This is a genomic window from Bacteroidota bacterium (assembly GCA_030706745.1).
Taxonomy (GTDB): domain Bacteria; phylum Bacteroidota; class Ignavibacteria; order Palsa-1295; family Palsa-1295; genus PALSA-1295.
In genome coordinates this window covers 184,411-207,090 of sequence record JAUZNX010000001.1, presented here as the reverse complement: position 1 = coordinate 207,090, position 22,680 = coordinate 184,411, and the positions used below count along the sequence as shown (strand labels likewise).

At 53.6% G+C, this 22,680-nt stretch carries 19 protein-coding genes; 11 read left to right on the top strand and 8 right to left on the bottom strand.

All coding sequences use genetic code 11. From position 1 onward, the window contains the following. Window positions 1-120: 120 nt before the first annotated feature. Window positions 121-831 (bottom strand): SIMPL domain-containing protein, encoded by a 711-nt coding sequence (locus Q8902_00975; GenBank protein MDP4198127.1) that lies wholly within the window; start codon window positions 829-831, stop codon window positions 121-123. Between the two features lie 245 nt (window positions 832-1,076). Here Q8902_00975 and Q8902_00970 point away from each other — a divergent pair, with 245 nt between their 5' ends. The 8 genes from Q8902_00970 to paaD all read left to right on the top strand — a co-directional run bounded on the left by Q8902_00970 (window position 1,077) and on the right by paaD (window position 7,435). Continuing rightward, window positions 1,077-2,168: an ATP-grasp domain-containing protein gene (locus Q8902_00970; GenBank protein MDP4198126.1), complete on the top strand. Its 1,092-nt coding sequence runs from the start codon at window positions 1,077-1,079 to the stop codon at window positions 2,166-2,168. A gap of 29 nt (window positions 2,169-2,197) precedes the next feature. Then, entirely contained in the window at window positions 2,198-3,118 is a 921-nt protein-coding gene (locus tag Q8902_00965; GenBank protein MDP4198125.1) for a hypothetical protein, read from the top strand. Window positions 3,119-3,175: 57 nt separating this feature from the next. Beyond that, window positions 3,176-3,748: a TetR/AcrR family transcriptional regulator gene (locus Q8902_00960; GenBank protein MDP4198124.1), complete on the top strand. Its 573-nt coding sequence runs from the start codon at window positions 3,176-3,178 to the stop codon at window positions 3,746-3,748. Between the two features lie 2 nt (window positions 3,749-3,750). Beyond that, window positions 3,751-4,743, top strand: coding sequence for a 1,2-phenylacetyl-CoA epoxidase subunit PaaA (gene paaA / locus Q8902_00955; GenBank protein MDP4198123.1), 993 nt, complete (start codon window positions 3,751-3,753; stop codon window positions 4,741-4,743). Window positions 4,744-4,907: 164 nt separating this feature from the next. Then, a complete protein-coding gene (locus Q8902_00950; GenBank protein ID MDP4198122.1) occupies window positions 4,908-5,789 on the top strand; it encodes a hypothetical protein in 882 nt (293 codons plus the stop codon). Beyond that, complete coding sequence (locus tag Q8902_00945; GenBank protein ID MDP4198121.1) at window positions 5,789-6,205, top strand: hypothetical protein; 417 nt, start codon at window positions 5,789-5,791, stop codon at window positions 6,203-6,205. The genes Q8902_00950 and Q8902_00945 overlap by 1 nt, the downstream gene beginning before the upstream one ends. Window position 6,206: 1 nt before the next feature. Then, complete coding sequence (paaC, locus tag Q8902_00940) at window positions 6,207-6,956, top strand: 1,2-phenylacetyl-CoA epoxidase subunit PaaC (GenBank protein MDP4198120.1); 750 nt, start codon at window positions 6,207-6,209, stop codon at window positions 6,954-6,956. Next, window positions 6,956-7,435, top strand: a complete 480-nt coding sequence (gene paaD / locus Q8902_00935) for a 1,2-phenylacetyl-CoA epoxidase subunit PaaD (GenBank protein ID MDP4198119.1) — start codon at window positions 6,956-6,958, stop codon at window positions 7,433-7,435. The genes paaC and paaD overlap by 1 nt, the downstream gene beginning before the upstream one ends. 14 nt (window positions 7,436-7,449) lie before the next feature. On the opposite strand, the gene Q8902_00930 is transcribed toward paaD, so the two are convergent. Next, entirely contained in the window at window positions 7,450-8,244 is a 795-nt protein-coding gene (locus Q8902_00930; protein MDP4198118.1) for a hypothetical protein, read from the bottom strand. 249 nt (window positions 8,245-8,493) lie between these two features. Here Q8902_00930 and Q8902_00925 point away from each other — a divergent pair, with 249 nt between their 5' ends. Then, complete coding sequence (locus Q8902_00925) at window positions 8,494-9,168, top strand: hypothetical protein (GenBank protein MDP4198117.1); 675 nt, start codon at window positions 8,494-8,496, stop codon at window positions 9,166-9,168. 35 nt (window positions 9,169-9,203) lie between these two features. Here Q8902_00925 and Q8902_00920 read toward each other — a convergent pair whose 3' ends face one another. From Q8902_00920 to Q8902_00895, 6 genes are all read right to left on the bottom strand, one after another. Further along, window positions 9,204-9,635, bottom strand: a complete 432-nt coding sequence (locus Q8902_00920) for a hypothetical protein (protein ID MDP4198116.1) — start codon at window positions 9,633-9,635, stop codon at window positions 9,204-9,206. Between the two features lie 233 nt (window positions 9,636-9,868). Beyond that, on the bottom strand, window positions 9,869-11,032 hold the full coding sequence (gene sucC, locus Q8902_00915; protein MDP4198115.1) for an ADP-forming succinate--CoA ligase subunit beta: 1,164 nt from the start codon (window positions 11,030-11,032) through the stop codon (window positions 9,869-9,871). 401 nt (window positions 11,033-11,433) lie between these two features. Further along, the gene (locus tag Q8902_00910; protein ID MDP4198114.1) at window positions 11,434-14,778 is read right to left on the bottom strand and encodes a hypothetical protein; all 3,345 of its coding nucleotides are present in this window, start codon (window positions 14,776-14,778) and stop codon (window positions 11,434-11,436) included. A 3-nt stretch (window positions 14,779-14,781) separates the two neighbouring features. Continuing rightward, window positions 14,782-18,048 carry a T9SS type A sorting domain-containing protein gene (locus Q8902_00905; protein MDP4198113.1) on the bottom strand — a complete coding sequence of 1,089 codons (3,267 nt, stop codon included), beginning with the start codon at window positions 18,046-18,048 and terminating at the stop codon, window positions 14,782-14,784. A 366-nt stretch (window positions 18,049-18,414) separates the two neighbouring features. Further along, entirely contained in the window at window positions 18,415-20,061 is a 1,647-nt protein-coding gene (locus Q8902_00900; protein MDP4198112.1) for a hypothetical protein, read from the bottom strand. A 31-nt stretch (window positions 20,062-20,092) separates the two neighbouring features. After that, window positions 20,093-21,199, bottom strand: a complete 1,107-nt coding sequence (locus tag Q8902_00895; GenBank protein ID MDP4198111.1) for a hypothetical protein — start codon at window positions 21,197-21,199, stop codon at window positions 20,093-20,095. Window positions 21,200-21,451: 252 nt separating this feature from the next. Between Q8902_00895 and Q8902_00890 the strand changes: the two genes are divergently transcribed. Next, window positions 21,452-22,057, top strand: coding sequence for an RNA polymerase sigma factor (locus Q8902_00890; GenBank protein ID MDP4198110.1), 606 nt, complete (start codon window positions 21,452-21,454; stop codon window positions 22,055-22,057). Continuing rightward, the gene (locus Q8902_00885) at window positions 22,054-22,551 is read left to right on the top strand and encodes a hypothetical protein (protein ID MDP4198109.1); all 498 of its coding nucleotides are present in this window, start codon (window positions 22,054-22,056) and stop codon (window positions 22,549-22,551) included. The genes Q8902_00890 and Q8902_00885 overlap by 4 nt, the downstream gene beginning before the upstream one ends. Window positions 22,552-22,680: the final 129 nt, after the last annotated feature.

The following is a 22,680-nucleotide window of genomic DNA, read 5'->3' as shown; positions in this document are numbered from 1 at the left end:
TGGATGAGCGTCTGAAGAATATCGGCGATTATCTTTCTGCTTTAGCGTAATCTTTCGGAGGACGAGTGCATATCCCTGAAATCATTCCGCGCAATCGGCATCATCAGTGCAATCCTGGTTCTATTTGAGTTCAAATACTACTTTAAGTTCTGCCTTTTCACTCATGGTGTTGGGCTGCGGAGCCGTCGCGCGGGACTCCCGTCGCTCTTCTTCTTCGCCGCGTCCAGCCGGCGCGGCCTTGGCGGCATCTTCGGTTTCAGATACAGAAACGATATCACCAAGCGTCTTGCCCATCTCTTTCGCAATGCCGGCGGCTTCCTTGCGAGCGTTTGCGATGGCGGCCTTAACGGCTTCGCCATGCAAGGAATAGCCGCCGCCACTCGAGAAACTGCCAACGGCAATTTGCGATGCTCCACTTGCCGTTGCGAGATCGATCATCCGAGCAAGATCATCGACATGATCGAGCGTGACTTCCAACGGCGTATCAATGCGATAGCCGATAATGCGAGTGCCATTCTGTCCATACTCATAGTTCGGGGTCAAGTGAAATGGCTGCTCGGTGATATCCTGCGCAGCAATACCCGCTCCCTCCAGTGCCTTCTTGAGACGTGCGACGACATCGTTTTGCCGAACAAAGAGGCCGGTGGCCGTGACATCACCGCTCGAAACGGTCAACGCAAGTGTGACGTGATCGGCAACGGCGCTTGAAGAGCCGCTGGCAAGGACCGTCAGCGTTCGATCCTGCGCGCTGGCGGTACTGGAGAACTCTGTTGTGAAGATCGCTGCGATCAGCAGACCCAAAAAGATTTGACAATAAAGCCGTGTATGCATGGGCGTTGTGTTAAACGAGTTTAGTATGAGCAATAATGGCTAACGAGTAACGAGACACAATTAATCGCATTGCCAATTCACAAATTTACATCGAAATCAAGCGCCACGTATTAAAATGCCATTCATCGATGGCGAGGGAGAGTGTACATGGCGCATCGATCGTTAATGATAACGCGAACGGTTCAAACTATTTTCTGATTTCACTATCTGTAGGAACGTACTCAATTTTAGAACATCTTTAACCCTTGGCTCGTCAGACCGTCGTTGCACTTCTTTATAACGATATCCCATCCACGCCTGCCGCGGAGGATCGATCGTCCGCGGATGCACCGGTCGATCTGACCGCCGAAGCACTCGGGTTCACGCCGTATTTCGATCTTGAAGATATTCCCGCCGAGCAGGAATATGCGAATATCGAAACGGCGCTCGTCGATGCTGGCTATAAGGTTGCGAGCTATAACGTGAAAGATCGGTTCGAACGGCTGTTTAAGTTTCTTGCGCGCCGCAAAATCGATGTGGTCTTTAATCTCGTTGAATTCTTCCATGGGCGTCCCGAGCAGGAGATGAACGTGGCTTCGTTCTATGAGTTACTCGAGATTCCCTATACTGGCGCGCCACCGTTCACGCTCGCGTTATGTCAGAATAAACCGCTTGCGAAGGCGATCCTTCGCTCTCGCGATCTGCCGACGCCGCGCTCGATCACCATTCGCACAATGGATGATTTCAAGTCGCGGCATAACCTTCATTATCCACTGATCGTCAAGCCCGCTTGCGAAGATGGCTCCGGAGGCATCGAGAACGCGAGTATTGTTAGTTCGATGAAGGCTCTGAAGGCACGTACCGAATTCGTCCTTGAAGATTTTAAGATGGACGTGCTGATCGAAGAATATATCGAAGGTCGCGAGTTGAACGTGGCTGTGCTTGGTAATGGCGCTTCGCGCCGCGCGTTGCCGATCTCCGAGATCACATTCGAAGACATGCCCGAGCACCTCTATAAAATCGTTAGCTTCCAGGCGAAGTGGGATACGCTCCACGAGGCATACCACAAGACAATCCCTTCATGTCCCGCCGATCTGCCACCGGAAACAGCCAAGCGTGCCCAGGATCTGGCCATGAAAGCAACCGACGCACTTGGCACCCGCGACTATGCGCGCGTCGATATGCGGATGAATAAAGATGGCGAGTTGTTTATCCTCGAAGTCAATCCAAACCCGAATCTCTCCGAAGGCACCGGCATCGCTCGCAGCGCCAAGGCCGCGCGGATTCCCTTCAAGGATTTGCTCGGCACCATCGTCGAGAGCGCGCTGGAACGGGCGAAGCATCGGGAAGCGGCGTAACTTTCTCGGGTGTCTTGGGTTATTGGGATATGAGACGATGCATTCTGTGTGGACTTGTTCTTTTCCTTCCGGTCGTCCTGCTTGCAAGGACAGAAGCTGATTCCCTAAAACCGCACCCGCACATGAAGTGGGTTGCGCGAGACTCCAATGCGCTGTGGGTTCACGCCGGACCAGATACTGGGCGCATCATGCTTTCGATGAAGCCATATGGCGCCTTTATGGGGCATGTTATCTCCCGAGATTCGAATTGGGTCGTTTTGATTAATGAGTCTGGCCTCAAACAGGAGATTCAGGCTTCGCATGTTAAAGGAGTTTCGGATTGGAAGGAAGTATCGGATACCGAATTCTACAAGCCCATGATGCTTCGACCCATTCAGCATCCGAGGTTAGAAGCCTATTTCGCTCCAGTGCTTATGGGTGGGATGTCGCTGCCGAACTCGGGAATGAAGGGCGAGATCGGTTGGGAGGCAGTCGGGATTTTGGGTATTCGCATTCCGAGCATTCTCGGCCACTTTTTAGGTGAGTTCGTTGCGGCCGGTTATGAGACACGAGCATTTTTCAATGAGAGGTCTGCTATCGATACTGGCTGGATATTGCAGTATCTTACTCTCACGCCGGGCTTGAGCTATCGCGGACTTGTAAGTCTTGGTCTTTCGATCGAGTGGCCAATTAATGGCAAAGCGATCACCCACATTGGAAGCGATCCTCTCTCGACTGCGAAATACGCGGGCGCTTCACTGATGAATGTTGTATTGGAGCCGAGACTTGTGATCGGGCTCCCACTTGCCACGCACGACGACCATGCTCTTCTGTTGCTGATTGCTGGCGGTTATCCTCTCACCGGCGTTTTTGGCAGTGAAGATTTCATACACGGATTGCGCTTGCCGGAAGTCTCTGTCGGAATTAGCTATGTGTTGCCGCTTTTCTCACGGTTCACTGGCTTGCTATAGATTAGAGAACCATTTTCCAGCCCCCTGGTTTGTAACTAACTAACGTTAGTTATTGTCGTGAAAACTGTCGCCAGAAGAGATCAGATTCGCCTGAAAGCTCAGACATTGTTCCGCGAGCGCGGATACAGCGCGACATCCATGCGCGATCTTGCCGATGGGATCGGGATCGAGGCTGCGAGCCTCTACAATCATATCGGTTCGAAAGAAGAAATCCTCCGCGACATTTGCTTCGCAATGGCCGAATCATTTTTTGCGGCAATCGAGCCCGTGATGCGTAGCTCGATCGATCCAAAGGAAAAGCTCCGCGCTGCGATGGAAGCTCACTTCGGAGTGATTACCTTTAACGCGGATGCCTCCGCCGTGTTCCTGCACGAGTGGCGGCACATGGGCGAGCCCTACATCACCGATTTCAAATTGATGCGGCGCCGGTACGAACGAATGTTCCGTTCGATTCTTGAAGAAGGAATGGATCGCGGCTTGTTCAGACGCATCGATCCAATCCTCGCAACCCATACCCTCCTTTCCGCGACCAATTGGACATACGAGTCGTATCGCACGCAGCGGAAACCCACTCTGGAAGAGCTGAACCAGATCACCACAATATTGATCGAAGGAATAATCGCCAGATAACTATGTACGGAAACGCCTACATCGAACCAGATGCAAAGCCTGCTCAGAATGGACAGGCCGAAGATCCCGCTAAGTTAGCCGAGTTCGAAGCTCGCATTGCGCGTGGCGAAAAGATCGAGCCGGACGACTGGATGCCCGCGGAATATCGCCGCCAACTTCTGCGCATGATCGAGCAGCACGCCCATTCCGAGATCATCGGCGCGCTGCCGGAAGGGACGTGGATCACACGCGCGCCAACGCTCAAGCGCAAACTCGCGCTGATTGCCAAAGTGCAGGATGAAGTCGGGCACGGGCACTTGCTCTACTCCGCCGCCGAAACGCTCGGCAAAACGCGCGAGGCGATGATCAACGATCTCATTTCGGGCAAGTCGAAGTATAGCAATATCTTCAACTATCCCGCGAAGACGTGGGCCGACATTGCCGTGATCGGCTTTTTGGTCGATGCCGGCGCGATCGTCAACCAGCTTGCAAACGCGAAGGGCAGCTACGGCCCATACTGCCGCGCGCTTGAGAGAATCTGCTATGAAGAGTCTTTTCATCTCAAGCAAGGCTACGATGCGTTCGTCGCGCTGGCAGTCGGGACGCCGGTGCAGCGCGAGATGCTGCAGGACGCGCTGAACCGCTGGTGGTTTCCGCCGATGATGCACTTCTTCGGTCCGCCGGACACGATCTCGGTCCACACCGAAAAGCTGATGCGCTGGAAAGTGAAGATGGCGAGCAACGAAGAGATGCGGCAGGACTTCATCGAGCAGTATGTGCCGAAGATTTGGGAGCTTGGAATGACACTGCCCGACCCCGCACTCCGCAAGGACGAAGCGACCGGCAAGTGGGAATACACGCAGCCCGACTGGGATGAATTCTTCCGCGTCATCAATGGCGATGGCCCGTGCAACAAGGAGCGCCTGGCCGTCCGCCGCTACGCCGAGGAGAACGGCCGCTGGGTCCGCGAGGCGCTAATGAGTACGACGCAGAAACGGATGGTACCGTACGCCTAAGAGACATGCGGCTGGCTTTGCTCATATCTTGCAGTTGTGCCTTGCTACTTGTAGCAGCCAAAACACGTGCGCAACAATGGCCTGAACATGTGGAGCCTGGGATAGACTTCTTCAGGCTTAATCCTAACGTTATCAAATGGGTCCGTTCACATCGATTGCAGTGGGTGAGAAAGATTGAAAAATGGAATCGGGCCAACTTAATCGATACATCGCAAACTACATTTGAGATTGTTGGCGACACCATCATTACAACAACAACAGAATCGCACGGTACATACCGGTCCATCATGAAGTTTGATTCGAACGACACTGTCCGTTATGAACACGCTTTGGGGACCGGTGGAGGAAGCATCGCAACGTACGATTCTTGGGGCAGGCACCTTTACGAGGAGAGCTGGGTCACCGGCGGCAGTCCTCTGATTACAGCATGGCAGTATTCTTTGTCGGGTAATGTGCTCACGATAAAGGATAGTAGCAAGATGTCTCATGGCATCGAGATTCAATATTATGGTCCGCATCATAGAATTGATAGCAGCATACAGATGCGGAAGGACAAGACGCTAAAAGACAGGGAACATTGGAACAAGTGGGACTTCATCGAAAAGCGCAAGAACGTGTTTGATGCGGACGGTCACTTAGTTCTTTCATACTTGTATCATACAAGGCCCTCCAGGCCAGATCGAGTTGATAGCATGTTCTATTACTCCAATGGGGCACTTGTCAGGACAGTCACTTACGAATTGAAGTGTTCGGACGATAACTTGCTTCCGCCTTGCCTCTGCGAGGAGGCCAGATATGATGAGCGCGGTAATTACATTTTTTCTGCCCACCTGTCCGGACGGTATTCGGATTGTGGTTCAGGATTAGATACTTTCACGTCGTCGTATGCTTACGATTCTGCAGGTCGCCCACTGACATGGGATGCTGGTTACGAGCGAAATGAGTACGTTTGGAAAGATAATCAGCCTTTGAGCGAACGGACGTTCGATGAAAAGGGTGAGCTACGCTGTGAGCAACATTTCGAGTACGACTTTTTGAAACAGTAATGATACAAAGTCTTGACCCCCGCATCCGCCGCGCCGATTTGGAGCACTCACCTGCTTCCGGCGGCCTCGAGCAGAACGAGCATTGGGAGACCTACGCGATCTTCCATCAGGATAAGCGCGGCGCGGCACACGAGTTCGTCGGCATCGTCCACGCGCCTGATCCGGAGTTGGCGCTCGTCTTTGCAAAGGAGCAATTCGGCCGCCGCAAGAAGACGGTGAACCTCTGGGCTGTCCGCTCGTCGGACATCTACACCTTCCAGCATGAGGACGACGATATGTTCGCGACCGCGCCGGAGAAGACCTACCGCGATGCCTCCGGCTATCCGGTCCGCAAGCGCATCAACAAATATCTCGACGAAATAAAGCAACTCGCGGCGAACAAGTACCTTGATATGATGGAAAAGGAGTCTGGCTAACATGAGCGAAGCGATCAAAGACCTACTATACCGGATGGCCGATGACGAGCTGGTGCTCGGCCATCGCAACAGCGAGTGGACCGGACTCGGACCAATCCTCGAAGAGGACATCGCGTTCAGCTCCATCGCGCAGGACCAGATCGGTCACGCAGTCGCGAACTACCAACTGCTGCACGAGGAGTTCGGCGAGTCGCTTCCGGACGCCATCGCATTCAGCCGGGGTGAGAGGCAATTTCATTCCTCGCAGTTCACCGAGCTTCCAATTGGCGATTACGCGTTTAGTCTTATACGGCATTTCTTGTTCGATCATGCCGAGATGTTGCGATACGAGATGCTGACAGTATCATCGTTCGCACCGCTTGCCGCGCTCGCTCGCAAGATCAAAGGCGAACTCAAGTATCACGTGCTCCATGCCGATCTTTGGGTTTCCAAACTCGGTCAGGGCACCGAAGAGAGTCGCGCACGCATGCAGACGGCACTCACCGAAGCGTGGCCGTATGCGCTTGGAATGTTCGAGCCGTGCGATTACGAAGAAGTTCTCGTCACTAACGGCGTATTCTCCGGTGAAGATAAGTTGCAGGTACTGTGGCAGGAGACGATCGTGCCGATCATCGAACGGGCTGGCCTCGTGATTCCGACTGCCATCGAGCCGAAGTATGGTGGGCGTCATGGATACCACACCGAGCATCTGCAACCGCTCCTCGATGAGATGACGGAAGTGTATCGGTTAGATCCAGCGGCGATATGGTAATGCAAGCGCGCGATAGAGTCTATGAAGTTCTCGGGACCGTTATGGACCCCGAGATTCCGACGCTCTCCGTTCTCGATCTCGGAATGATTACGAACGTGCAGGTGAGCGATGATGGCGTACGCGTCCGGTTACTACCGACGTTTGTATCGTGTCCCGCGACGAGTTACATCCGCGCGAACATCAAAGAGGCACTCGCGCGCTCGGGATTTCCGAACTCCGAGGTGGAGATGGAGACTGAGCTATCGTGGTCCAGCGATCGTGTCACAGATCGCGGTCGTCAATTGCTCGAAGCGTTTGGTCTCGGCGCGCCAGTGCAAATCGATGGAATGCTCGATCTTGCAGCGATCGAATCGGTAGCGTGCCCACATTGCGGCAGTGCGAACACCTCCATGCAATCGATGTTCGGCTCGACGCTCTGCCGCTCGATCCATTACTGCAACGATTGCAGGCAAGGGTTCGAGCGCTTCAAGCCGTTGTAACAGAGTGTTGCGGCTTATTCGGTCACAATGAATTTCGCACACGTTCCTCCCAAGCGAGCGAAATAACAGCCAGCGCAAAGGTTCATAATCTGAACCGACCCGCCTTCGAAGTTTGCACGGTAGATGATTCTTCCAAGATCATCGAAGATCTCGATCGGTTCGTTCGGTCCGTTGCGTTCAGCTTCAATTTGTACTGCGCCGCCTGCGATTGAAACGATGCGGATACCGCTGTTCGCATTCTGCATACGAACACCACTCGATGCTGTCAACACCTCAAACGTAGTAAGTCCGGAGTCGCTACCGCTGCCACTGCTTTGCGTCAGGTTACCACCGAAGCCCTCAGGACCTCCCGGGTGACTCCAGGAATAACTACTCGTCGTTTGACACACATAGCTTCCGGGATCGATCGTCAGGATTGGACCAGCCGACTGTGCGACTGGCAGACTATCGATCGCGATCGTGAATTGATACGTCTCGCGGTCGGTCGCATAATACGGGCTGCCGCTGCCGGTAATGCGAAGATGGCGTATCGCAGTGGAAGTGCGATCGAAGATGGCGGTTGCGTAGGCGTCAAGTGAGCCGGCGCGTACCGTCTGCGCGATCGAATCTCCAATGATCGACAGGGTATCGCCGAACCACACTGTAAGCGTCCTCGTCTCGGTGCCGCCGTAGACAATGGTATCCCACTTGGACCAGCCGCCCCATGACCCTGTATCATGCATTGTAACCACGGCCTGAAACTGCAGTCGGTCTTGTCCCCGTGCAACGAGGGGGACAATAAGAGCTGATAGTAGCCAGAATGACTTCATAGAAGCCTCCTTTCTCAGCAGAAATAGCACGGGACAACCCCCAAAAGTTGCGTGCAGCAGTTTGGGCTGCAATCAAGGCTTCGAGCGCCTCAAGCGGCTGCAATGATTGTCGATAAGTCGGCTGTTTATGCTTGTGAAATGAATGTGCATGCCTCTCTAGTATTAATCATTTTGGTGGCGCCTCTCGCGGGTTGCAAGCACCATACCACGAGAGAGCATGGGTCTATCGTTCGGTACACAACGGTGGAGTTGAACCCACTCCCTCCGGGACGGTATGACGCCATCTTCTCTTGCTATGAGATTGCAGCCGAGCAAAGGTGTTTCGCGAACGCAACATTTTTTAACGATAGCGGTCGCATGTATATTGATGACACCGCTCGCACATACCATGTTCCACGAACAATTCAAGTCACTTTGAATGGTCACAGCATCAAGGGTTTTGACGAACGTGTTCCGGTCGGATGGCCGGAGCCGCTGAGTTGGAGAATTACTGGGAATGACCGATATCCATCTGTCACTCGCACAATTCAGTCGGACTCGGCAATCGAGTTCTTCTCTCCAAGCGCGGACACTCTGAACGCCTTTGACAGCATTGTCGTCAGATATCATGCACCGAAGAGCATCGATAGTGTTCTGTTTCATTATTCGTACTTCGGTGATTGTGTTTACAAACGTGATACAACGAAGACCGAACATTCCGGACAGTCCTATTACTATAAGGTGCGGAATGAAAGCAACCTGCAGAATGGCGGCAGGTATGTTATCCCACCGCTCAAGGTGTTTGATTATATTAAATCGTTCAAGCCAGAAAAGCTCATGATTCAGATCATGTGGGCGCGCGGTGACAGCGTGCATGTTGGGGATTACGTGTATGGATTCGAAGCTTCGGGCCACAATACGCGTTTCTATAGGCTGAAGCCCTGACGAATATCCAAGCGCGTCAAACCATTTTAGAACACCTACTTCCTTTTCCGTTTGGCCTCTCCAGTGGGAGTCCTGCAATCATACAGTTGAACACTCACGCTCACACCTTTGTCTTTGAACATCAACTTCGTCGGCGTCCAACCCGGAGCTCGATCGATGTTCATCCAGGCGCTGAGGCAATCGGGTGCGCCTTGCACGCACACGTTGTAGTTCACCCCTCGCTTAAATCGGATCTTTGCAATGACAGAATTCGGATTAGCACCACCGTTCTTCCCGCACGAGGTGTAGTTATCCATTCCACCCTTCGCGCCAGGAGTCATCATCACTTGCGCCTGACCGGCATTCAGCGTCGCGATCAACCGAGGATGCGGACCGGTGATCTTGATCGGAAAGCACGATTGTGCTCGAAGGCCACCAGCAACAGCTACGAGCATCGCGACGAGTACTGTGGTTAGTAATACCCTCATTGGCGGTTGAATACTATGTGGATGAAAGCAACCGACTCCCTACCTGCATCTTCCCTCAGGAACTCGCGAACCAGTATGCAATCAAAGCGCACCATGCCAGTACAAACAAAATGATCCCGAACCATGCCGCAACGAATTTCCGCACTTGCGATGATGGCGCATCGCTCGGGATCGTCGTAATCCCGAGCGCGATACTAATCCCGCGAAAAAAACGTGCGGCCAGTCCGATCATCTTACGCGGCCAACGCCGCTGTCACTTTCTTCGCCGCATCGGCCATACCTTTGGCGACCAAGAAATTCATTCCGCTCTTCTGAAGGATCATACCGGCTTCCTCGGCATTGGTACCCTCCAATCGCACCACGATCGGTACGTGCGGCTTCACGATCTTCGACGCCTCGACCACTCCGGTCGCAACACGATCGCACCGGACGATGCCGCCGAAGATGTTGATGAGGATCGCTTTGACATGGGGATCCGAAAGGATAATCCGGAAGCCGCTCGCGACCGTATCCTTGTTCGCTCCGCCGCCGACATCGAGGAAATTCGCCGGCTCACCACCGGCCAGCTTGATGATGTCCATCGTCGCCATTGCAAGTCCGGCGCCATTGACCATGCAGCCCACATTGCCATCGAGCTTGATGTAATTCAGGTTCGATCGCGATGCTTCGACTTCGAGCGGATCTTCTTCCGCAATATCGCGAAGCGCTGCAAAATCAGGGTGACGGAAGAGCGCGTTGTCATCGAAATTTACCTTCGCATCGAGCGCCATCATCTTCGCGTCCTTCGTCAGCACCAACGGATTGATCTCGAAGAGCGACGCATCGGTATCTTCGTAGGCCCGGTACAACGCCTTGAGGAAGGCCACGCATTGCTTGAACGCCTCGCCGCTGAGTCCCAACGCGAAGGCCAACTCGCGCGCTTCGAAATCGCGGAAGCCAACCGCCGGATCGACGAAGATCTTCACGATCTTCTCTGGCGTCTCATGCGCGACCTTCTCGATCTCCATTCCGCCTTCGGTCGAGACCATCACGACATTCTTGCCGGTGCCGCGATCGAGCACGATGCCGGCATAATACTCTTTCAATATATCGACGCCCTGCTCGATGAGCAGCCGCTGGACCTTACGGCCTTCCGGACCCGTCTGGTGCGTGATGAGCGTCATACCAAGAATGCTTTGCGCGAGCACTCGCACATCTTCCAAGGATCGGCCAATCTTCACGCCGCCGCCTTTGCCGCGGCCGCCCGCATGAATCTGCGCCTTGACGACGGCGATCTCCGTCGGCAGCTTCTCGGCCGCCGTGACTGCCTCGTCAACCGTGTACGCGACGTAGCCAATCGGCACCGGCACGCCATACTTTTTCAGAATCTCTTTTGCTTGATGTTCGTGGATTTTCATTCGGAGGTTAAATATTGAGCCGTGCAAAAATACGAACGGAATCGATGCTGAGCCTGGATAGTACGTTTCCTCTTGCAAGAAGCGTCGGACTGCCGTTTCCAAGATAATTTAGCAGCTTGCCCTCTGCAATAGGTGCTCAATGTTAAAGTAATACTTTAATTCTCTCTTTTGAATTGTCATTTAATGAACGCCCAGCCCGCACTCGAAAAGTGAATCTCTATTTCTTTTCAATGAGCCAATGGTGCCCCTGAAGGCAGAAACAATATACGTCACCGAAACCACGAGTGCAAGAAAAATCTTTGCACGGCTGAAGAATTCATGGAAGCACTCGAAAAGCAAATCGCCCCTCTCTGAGGGGCGATTTTTTGTCGGAGCATTTCCGGCGCCGATGTTGAGGTCTGCTACTCTTTTACAAGCTTGATCGTCCGCACTTCGCCGGTGCCGAGCGTGATGCGGAGATAATACGTGCCGGAGGCGCAGCGCGAGAAGTCGATGGGGATTTGGTGCTGGCCCGATTCGAACAGGCCTGCACCCGTTTTTTGAAGCGATGGACATGGCGTATTGTTGCCCATCACATCGAATATCTCCACCCTCACATACTCCGCGTCCGAGAGATCGAACCGAAGCGTGGTTATGTCATGCAGCGGGTTCTCCGATACCGAGTACGACGAGACATGCTTCCCAAAATCCCCGCCGCTCGGAACCCACGCATACTTGAAGTGGATCGCCAATAATGAGTCTAAACCGAGATCCCGCATGGAAGGAAGCGTGGTATCATATGGCACCGTCGTGTCGTTCAACCACGATTCACGCTGAGAATTACGAGTCGCCTTGTATGATCCCCAAAGGAAATGCTGTGCATCACAACTCGTATTATGCATCAGCCAGGCATAAACCGCAAGCGTGCAGTTCTGATCTTTCCAGAGTTGAGTTTCACCAGTATCGCTTGCGTATCCATTAACGGTTGCCGCAATTTCCTGAACGCAAATGCAAAAATAGTAGGGATTCGTGGTATTCAAGTAAAGGACAGATTCAAGCCAATCTCTATATTTGGTATGGAGTCCCGTATCCATTCCCGAAAGCCAACGCGCAGCATCAGTGATCTCCGTGAACACATTGGTTACGTTTGCGTCATTAGAACAGGTCTCGACGAATTGTTTTCCCGAATCGTATACGATTTGCCATTCCTGATATTCGTCATAATGTTGAATTCTCTTATAAAAATCAGCGCAGGAGGCCGAATCAGGAGATGCGGCCAAAGGCTGACTCCCCTTTTTGCCTGCGATGCAACCGGGCACGTACCCAGCATCCGCGGGACAGTTCTTGCCGTTAGGCGGCAGCGATTCAGGGGCAGGTCCGTAAACCGTCGTCCAAGTATTACTGTTGCTTACATCAATGTGAGTACTTCCCAATGTAGCCCACACAACATTTGGGTAGGGCTTAGGGGTAACGGTGGTAGTGGCTGCGGCCCAGTAATTTCCCCCAACTTCCCCGTACCCCTCGGTAGACCCATTCGCATAGATTAGAAAGAATCCGCTTGAACCTGAAATCGAGCTTATTGTAATATTATTCTGGCCCTTCTCTATGTCGAAAGTACCACCTGCAATCGAATGGTGTGGGCATTCTATGCATATTGGCGAACAGAGTTCGGATTCCGCGGAATAATAGCCTTGGGTGCTGAGGCTATTGAATGCTCCAAATGTAGCGGTAAGAGGATCGATGGACATGCGCGCCAGCGATTGGCCGTTGTTTCCATTCTGTACGTCGAGCGCAATTTCCAAACTTGTAGTCAGGTCGTTATAGGTCAGAAACGGCTTATTGTGATCGTAGAGTGCAACTCCGACGTCATTGCCGGTAATGGTATTCAGACTAATGGCTCCGATCAAGCCGTTCGCCACTATCCCAAAATACTCGACTGCACCGTCATAGGTCGTATTTACGATGCCTTGAATTGTATTGCTGCAAAGCACAGAATAGGTCTGTGGCGGGCTACCAATCCACCCACCGACGGCAGGAATGGGAGTTAGGAGCGAAATTCCAGCCGGATAACCGTTATCGGTTATGAGATTTCCGACCACCATCGAGGTCGTGTTCTCCAGTCCGATTGCAGCGTCTGTCCAACCCAGCGTATTCCAGTCGCTAGTCGCTTCCGCTTCGAGTTCAGCATGAAACTGACTCTCCGTGAATGTATTATTGTTGATTTTTGGCGTTACCATTTCTGGGTCTCCAAAGCGGGCAAGGTCGTTCCAGTCAAAGCCCTTCGCATAAACACCATAAGGTTCGTCAACAAACGTAGGCGGGTCCGTCGATAGTGGATTCGAATATGTTCCAAACACGCTGCCAGCGAACTGCTTGAAGTCGTTAGAGGTAACCGCCATAGCGCCATAGGCCGCGTCGAGTGGGGTCTGGTCGTTATCCAAAAATATGCACTTGCCCCGGATCTGATCGAATGAGCTGCCACTGACGGTGAAAGTGCATGTTTGCTCGGGGTCCAACAGGTGAATCTGACTGGCGATGCCAGTGCAGGATTCGATGTCCCAATGTTGTGGGTTTGTGAATACCGGAGATGTGCGGTTCGCGAAGCCAAAATCAAGTTCGCTCAACCCGTTGTGATCCGTGTTCTCGAATCGAAAACCATTTGCATAAAATTGATCGTCACTCGTTCCTTCTACGTAGCCAGGTTTGACCGTCATGATTGCCTGTTTGGAATTCCTAAAGACAGTGATGGAATTCGTACCATCGAACGGAATATTCCCAATCATCGCGCCATTGTATCCACCGACACCGCCCGAGCCATCCCCGGTAAGGAGGGTCCGTCCGAGAAGCGTCAGATGTCCGGTTGCCGATGGATTTGCGGATGTCGCTAATGGATACAGATTCGCCTCAAAATTGACATCAACTTCGCCAGACGGGAAGCCAGAGCCATCGTAGGGTCCGACGATCAACTTGCCGTTCGCGCCGGTGAAAAAATCCGCGCCGCCATGGATGATGAGATGACCGGGGAAATATCCGCCAGCTTCGCAGCCACAATTCGATCCCTGAACGTCGATCGTTCCGCCGCTGTTCGGGCCTGTCGAATTTGCCGTTCCATTCGTGAAAGGAGTGTAAAGTCCCGTTTGCACGGTTGGAGAGGAGTGAGTCGCAATACGGCCATAGTAATCCCACTTGCCATGCACCTCGATGCCCTGCTCGGTGCCTGGAAAGTTAAAGTACACATACGGCATGCTTGCCAGCGTGGAGGTGTTCTCAGCATCGGCGTTGCCAACATAAAGCTTAACGTTGTCGCCAGAAAAATTGAGTTGGCCCACGTATGGATTGAGCGTTGTGACATCGATTGGCTGATATAAGCCGCTATTCACGTCGGTTGTGGAAAAGCCATAATTTGGATCGGTCCAAATGGACATTGTTGGCCACGTAATCTCAGCTTCCACAGTACCGCCGTGCGCCGTGCCATCACTGACGGTGCATTGATCGGTTACCAGCGTGTTCTCTTCGATGTCTTCATCGAACGCGCGGTTCATATCCCGTGCGTAGTAATGAATATTGGTCGCCGTCCGCCAGTGGACGTGAATGCCCATTTGGTTGACCGCGGCAACGTAGCTTGTCACGGGATCCGGTATCAAAACATGGCTCGCGTCCTGCGTAAGCGTCAGGCGCGTATCGGCTGCTAGAGAATCGATGGGCGGGACCGCGCTGCTGGCCGGAGCGAGTCCGGCCAGCGCGAGCGCGATGATAAGTGATTTCATTAGTTATTCTTTCACTAACTTGATCGTCCGCACTTCGTTGTTTGCGGTCGATATGCGGAGGTAATACGTGCCGGGCGGCTGCGAGGACATACCGAGCGGCACGACGCGCTGGCCGCTCTCGAAGATGCCTTCGAAGCCCGCCTTCTGCACCCTATTTCCAAGCAAATCGAATAGCTCGATATGAAGATAAGCCTCGCGATTAATCGTGAGTGAAATGCTTGTCTCATTCGGGAAGGGATTAGCAAGCACATGCGCATCCGCAATGATCTGCGGACCGAGCGCCTCAAAGGATACACCAGCAGCGGCGTCTTGGAGCAGTGAGTCCAAACCCAAATCGTGAAGCGATGGAAGTGTACTATCGAATTTGGCCGTGGTGTCCCTCGCCCAAACCGTGCCATACCACGCGCTGACCTGACCATGACGGGTCATGTCGTACGCCCTGGACCAGCTCGGATCCTTCCCACACCGTGGGTTATCGATAAGGAACTTCAGAATTGACAATTCCGCAGGGGCCGATCCAGGCCAAACGGCAGCTAAGACCGAGATACAATCACAGTACCAGCCGTCGGCGGGGTTCAAGAACCGCTCGGACAGCAACCAGGAACGGAGTTGATAGAGGCTGTCCTGAGTCATGAAGCCGTTCGAATCCGAGCCGTGCATGGTCCGTTGGCCGGCAGCAGATCCAAACGTCTGCCAGGCTTGGTCGTATCCCGCGAGTTCATAACAATGCTGAAGATACCAATGCATGGTGTCATAGCAGAGCAGCCATTGCTGCTGACCATCCCAAATTTCACCCCATCCGCCGGCCAGGTCGCAACTATCCCACACGGTATCGGCAGTTATGGAGAGTGGCACCACGCGGCCAACGGGAAACTGCAGCCCGGTAGTATCATGTGAAAATGGTGCGCCACAATCCAATGGAAATGTATACGAGCTTGCCGAGGTGAGAAAGTTTGTGCCAGAAGTAAGCGTATAGTTGAAATTCGGCCAGTACGTTGCACTGTGAGTATTCGGGTCCTGGCCGCCCCAATAATTGTTTGACGCGTCCCGTAGGATCGTATTGCTCGCCCCGGCAATGAGCGTAGCAGCTGGCCCGGTACCCTGATAAATGTTATTGTCGCCATACTGAGTCCACGTAGCCTGGACCGTACCCGCGTCATTTGGCCCGACGTTAAAATCCGTGCCACCATGGACGTTGAGGATGGCTGGCATGCCGGATGCTCCTTCAAGATCGATAGTGCCAGTCCCGGCGCCATCGCCCGTACCATCCGTAAAGGGTGTACCCGAGCCTGTTTGAATTCCGCTGGAATTATGCGTGGCATAAAGACCGTAGTAATCGAAGGTCGAAGTTGGATTGACCGTCACTCCCTGGTTTGTGCCCAAGAAGTCAAAGTAGAAGAATGGCATGACGGCAAGAGTAGCGTTGCAAGGAGGTAGAGTGAGTCCACCATTACATGGTTCATTTACCGCGCTTCCCACTGTTAGCTTGACTCCATCGCCGACAAATTGTAATTCGCCGACATGCTCATTGTGCAGACCAAGCGCCCTCGGAGAATACAGACCGCTCAATCCGTCTGCGCTCGGTGGCCCATAGTTCGGATCGGTCCAAACGGACATCACTCCAAAGCCTTTGACGGCTGCTCCCACCGCTCCGCCATGCGCCGTGCCATCGGTGACGGTGCATTGATCGGTCACTAACGTGTTCTCTTCGATGTCCTCATCGAACGCGCGGTTCAGATCCCGCGCATAGTAATGCATGTTGGTTGAGGTCCGCCAGTGGACGTGAATGCCCATTTGGTTGACTGCGGCAACGTAGTTCGTCACGGGATCCGGGATCAAGACATGGCTCGCGTCTTGCGTGAGCGTCAGGCGCGTATCGGCTGCGAGGGGATCGATAGGCGCGGGATGGGTAACCCCATTATCCGAACCGCGAACGATTTCAAGCGGCGAAAACGCCGGTGGAGTGGTCTGATACACACAATGGAATTGATCGAACTCGCGCCATGTCGGGATCGGGTCAGTACTGTTATCGCCATTATCATACGGATTGGCGAAGGCGGCGATGGGCTTATCGAGGATCGGCCATCCCGGTGCAGAGGGATTCCCGCTTGGGGGAATGGGCGATGCCGGACTCAGCAGGTCGCCTTCGACATACGCGGCAAAGCCAATCGGCAGATTCGGATTGTCTTCATTGTATAAGATGAGTGTCCCCCCGTCAAAATCCACATTGGCATAGAGGGCGTGGTGCGCTGCCAAACTTCCCGGGACGCTGCTGACCAGGACGCGAAGGTGATTGACAAATCCATACGCTTGAAGCGCGCCCGTGCCCGGCATACGGAATTGGTTCACGACCGGACGGGGGTTGAATGCTCCCGAGCCGTTATCCCATGTGAACCACCGGACCATTCCGCTGGTCGGCAGTGCCGAAATATAGGCAACATCGAAGGCCGGCGTTGTACCGCCGTTGCGGTTCTGGCGCGGGTCGCAGGAAATCGTAGGTCGCACGCCCTGTCCTGCTGATCTCGGCCACGTAGGAAGCGTGGTTTGAGTTGCGAGATCGACGACCGTTACCCAAATTTCGTTCGTCGTAATACCAAGACTGAAGTTCTCCGTCGAGCACCACGCGATATAGAGATATCGAGCATCGGAGGCAACGTCGAACTCGTCTTGATAGGGTAAGGCAGTCACAACTGTATGCGTGTTCGTGGGCGTGCCGGTCCAGGTTTTGACAAGCGGAAAAACGTGAGGTGCTGGCGCCGTTACCACATTCATTGGAGGAGCGGGGTTCGAACAAAACGAAAGCGAAATATCCACGTCGGTGCTTGCGAATCCGTGGACAGCGAAGAACGTGCGGGTGGTCGTTGCGTCGGGCCAGACATAGGATACCGCACCATCCAGGTTGGCCGTCGCCTTCGGCTCTGTCGGCACGACTCCTCCGGCCAGCGCAGCACTTTGCACCACGCCAGGCGGAATGCAGGTTGGATGGTTTGTGGCAGGTTCGAACTTAAGTGACGGCCTGTAAAGGCCATTCGCAAGCAAGTACCAGCCTGCGGGATAGGATGCGCCGTTCGCGGTTGAACTCAGCGTCCATTGCCCATAGGCATTCGCCGCCAGGCAGTCCATGGATAAGACCGGAACGGGATCGGTCGCGCCGGTTGGGCCCCAACTATCACCATCCGCGACCGACTGCTGCCGGAATTGATATTCGGAATTCGATTGTCCTCTTGCCCCGGCAAAGCAAGCAGCAACGAGTGCGAGCGCGATAATCATGGTGCGAACGGATGCAAATGCTGTGCGGAGGCAGTGCCACCCCGAAAACTATTGGCTTTTCTCATGACTCAATATGGTTAGGATGTGAACGAATCGGAACGGGCGGAGGGAGCCGGTGTCAGGGCTGGCGGGAACGCGAAATGGGGCCAGAGCGGGCATCGGGACGAGCGTCGTCCGAAGCAACCACCACAAAGGTACGAAGAAATTTGGAAAGATGTATTCTTTCCAATGATGACTAAATGAAGCCCTAAAGCTTACAGCCCCTCAAAGGGCAATTGTTATTGCTCGCTCGTTAGCATTGCGCTTCGGAATGTGGCTCGCCGAGCATGCGTCGCGCGGCCGATCATGGCTTTTGAGATTCCGGTATCAGCGTTCGCGATCATACCTCACGATGATTCCGCAATCACTGTGCTTTGGAGAGCTCGACAATCGGCTGCTAAGATCGACGGGCTCATTCCGAAGCTCGATCACATGAGGACGAAGCACTGAGTGACGCACGGCCGTGAGGACCCAGGAGGAAAGAGAGTCACGATCGGAACATACTTCCATTTGTGGCCCGGACTTGAGCGGAGCAATTGTCAGAGTACCTCCTGTGTCGAGCGAGGAAATCAGATTGCGGAGAAGGAGTGAATCCTGATGGTGCAACTCTGCAGTAGCTGGTTTAAGAAACAGATATTCTTGTTTGTGAATGCGAGATGCAACCCGATCCACATTCGTAACAAGTTCAAGGCTGTCGCTCACCGAACGCACCGCGCCGTGAGCATCCGTGACAGTCAACTCGGCAACGATAGGAGCGGGATGTGCGGATTCTTTTCCATCACTGCTCCGAAGTTCGATTGCAGCGGACCTCGCGTTGGATTGTGTTGAATCCAGGTTCGAATATTCCGCGAGCATTCGTCCGGCCTGCGTCATTCGAACCGACCATCCTCTAATTCCTGCTTCGGACTCGACAAATCGCGAGGCAGACAAATCAGGGACAATGTAGCTCCGAATGAGTCGAGATTCCGCTTTGGGAATGTGCATCTTTCCGGGAGTTACCGTATATTCTTCAATGAGGGTATCGACCTCGCGAACGGTCGCGCTCCTTGCGGTGACACCATTGATTTCGAGATGGATCGAGGCATGAATGTGATCGGCAGATACAGGCTTCGCAACGATAGAATCTTTGGAGCTGACGATTACAGATCTCTGAATTGGTTTCGGTGCGATGGCCGCGTTCCTGCTCGCGTTCGAGCTGCTCGTACCAAACAGAAGCGAGACGGAAATTCCGGCACTGAAACTCTCGCCGGCATAGCCAGCAAGTATTTCCGTGATGTCCGCCAAGCCAAAGAGCCGAGTCTTGAGAGCGATTCCACCACCAAGCGAAACAGAGTATCCCACAAATGCGGGAATCGCAACCCGGAATGCGCCGGAGCTGATCGCGCTGCCTGTCGCGACGGTATCTCTCGTGCTGCCGTTTGTAAACGTGGCGCCCGATGGAGTGAGTATCTCTCGCCAATCTGTTAGCGCATTCTGCACGCGCAATCCCATCTGCGAGCCGAGACCAACATCCACACTTGGAGAAAGATGGTAGGCTGCGAGGCCGGTTAGGCTCGCAGTCCCATAGCGCGACGAGAGATGAAATTGCTGTGTACCGGGTGTGGACAAGGAATTGTCTGATGAAGTGTAACCGTCAGACGTGAACTCACCAACGCTCGACTCATATTGACCGAGAAGCGAAAGGCCAATGTAATGCGAGAAGAGCGACGCGAAATCCAACTCTGCTCCTGCGCCGAACGTGTGGGCATAAGACGTACCCAGACCGCTCGAGCCAAACCTATTAATGATCGCGCGATGGACATTGAGCGGAGACCCAAACGTGTATGATATGGTAGGTCCGAGCGAGAACGAGTGCAGGCTGTCCTGCTGGGCAATCGATGCCATAGGGGCGCAAATCAGCCAGACCAGAACGAGGACAACCGGCGCCCGTTTCAGGAGCGCCGGAAGTCGAACAAAAAGGTGTGGAGCGGTCAAAGTGTTATTACCTTCCGATGTGATCAACGTTTCACCGAAGCCATATCGGGAAATAACCGGATGCTGCAAGCGTCTTCTTCGAGTGTGTTGCTATATTGATCGAGACGATCGAAGGCGTTACGTCGATCGTCGACGTGAAGTTCTGCGTGTAGACGATCTTCTTGCCGTCCGGCGACCAGGAGGCGAAGGCATTATTAAGCGCATCATTCGTGAGATTGATCTTGGTAGCACCGAGATCCGAGGTGAGCATAATATCTCCCCCAACCGAAGACGAACTACTCGAATACGCAAGGGTCTTCCCATCTGGGGACCAGGTTGGGATGACTCCAGTATCGATCAGGATAGGTGAACTGCCGTCAGAATTCATCACCCTGACGAGCCCGCCGTCGGTGAAAGCGAGTTTGTTGAATTTGGACCAGTCGACAGTCCAAAGACCCAAATCTCCACCGCCAATGACATGTGTCGCAATCGTGGTCGCGGAACTTCCATCTATCGTACTAACCACAAGATTGCCCCACTGATCACTACCGGAATTGTCGAGGAAGGCAATTCTGGTCCCATCTGGCGAGAAGCATGGAATTGCCGCTTGTGCTACAAATGTCGAAACGAAGTGTGGATCCACCGCGACCACGCTGTCTCCGGACGATTGCAGCGTCATGACGAGAAGTCTTCTGCTTCCGGCTGGCGCACCTCCTCGCATCAGTATCGCAACGTGCGAGCCATCCGGCGAAATAATTGGGAATGCCACGAGGGCATCTCCAGAATCTTGATATACAATCGAATTGAGGGTTCCAGCATTGTTGGTTACTACTACGTCATTCACCCCATTCGGCCAAGTTGTGTCCACGGCAATCCAAACGAATCGGCCGTCACCGCAACTCCAGACGCCACTTGTGTTCACCGATGGCAAGGTCGCTTGTAGGTTACGAATAAAACTGCCGATCGAGTCGATGAGCGTTACCGGGCCTAACCCATCTCTAACTCGGATGTCCCCTGCATTATAGACTAGTCGTCCCATGCCTTCATCGGATGTCGAAGAGGGAGGTCCGCCGGGTGGATCAACAGGCCCAACTTTGTCCCGACAGCTTGCGGCGAGCAGCGAAGCGACAAGGAGGAAAAGAAATGTCCGTGTAAACATAGTATGGATTGAAAAATTGAACACTGCGTCGGATGGCTTCCGTCCCCGACCGATTTCGTGCCGCATGACGATTGGGGCGGGCTAATCCTTACACGAAAAACCAATGTAAGGAATGCGTCGCCTCAATCGTCATGGTGACAAGAACCAGGAATAAGGATGGATGCCAGCGCGTTTACATTCGTCGGATTGCCAACCGGACCACATGTTGAGGTCCGGGCATCTCGCGTTCGACTTCTGAAACCTATCCCTTCCATGACTCCCAAGGCCTCGATCGCGATCACCCAGGCAAGTGATGAGGAGTTGTTTCAAGGGTTTTTGTGTGGCGAAGAGCGCGCTTTCACACATCTTTTCGAGCGTCACAACAGAAAAATCTTTTATTATTGCGCAAAGCTCCTCGGAGATCCGCAGGCTGCCGAAGACATCACGCAGGCGATGTGGGAGAAGGTGATCGACATGCGAGCGCAATCGCAACCGGCAAGGGTGCAGAATTTCATCGGGTTGCTCTTCCGAATCGCACGCAACCTCGCACTCGATTATCTGAAGCATCGACGTGTGCAGTCGCCGTTGGATGCGAATTCGGAACTGCTGGGTGCGCGCTCGTCGCACGATGTTGAACTGTCCGGGCAGGAGCAAATCGTGCTGGAGTGCCTCGAAGCATTGCCACTCGGCTCACGAGAGGTGCTGGTCTTACATTATTATAGCGGCTATAGCTTCGAAGAGATTGCCAAATTGCTGGGCAAGAAACCGAATGCGATCTGGACGCGCGCTTCGCGTGCGCGCGCCGATCTTAAAGTATTGGTCGAACGGCGGCTCACGCAGAGGGCGAAGCGGAGCATGCGTGAAAAGGAAACGACATGAAACACGTTGAAGACTCGGATACAGAACGATTGATCGACCGTGCATTCGAGCATGACCGGATGCGCATCCATGAACCCGCGAATACGCCATCCGCATCGCTTATGCAGAAGCTGACTTCTGGCGCGCCACCACCAGTCGCTCGTCTTGGATTGTTTGGGTCGGCGGCAGCGAAGTGGGCGATCGTTCTTGCGCTGGGTTCGGCCACGGCCAGTGTATTGTACTTCATGCTGGGTACACCAACGACATCTCCAACACTTATTCAGACTCCGCACCGCCCGGATGCCGTTATCGAGCGCAACGAATCGCCAACCGGATTGGGTACGAGCACTCCCTCGAAACAACCGATGCAGACCCACTCGTTTAAATCACTCTCGTCCGAGGTTTCCCAACCCTCAAGCTCAACCATTTCCGAAGATAGTCTCCTGCGCCAGCAAGTCGCGCATCCTACTATTACTTCGGCCCTGGACAGCGCTCGTCTGACCATCCATCGATAGAGATGGTCTCGGCCGCTAAAGATTGATCCCGTCTTGCTCTCATTCTCAAGTCTCATGCAAGCACTTGGGATTGGCACGATTTCGGTTGGGTTTGCCGTCTGGAAATATTGAGTTCTTGAGGCACACCTA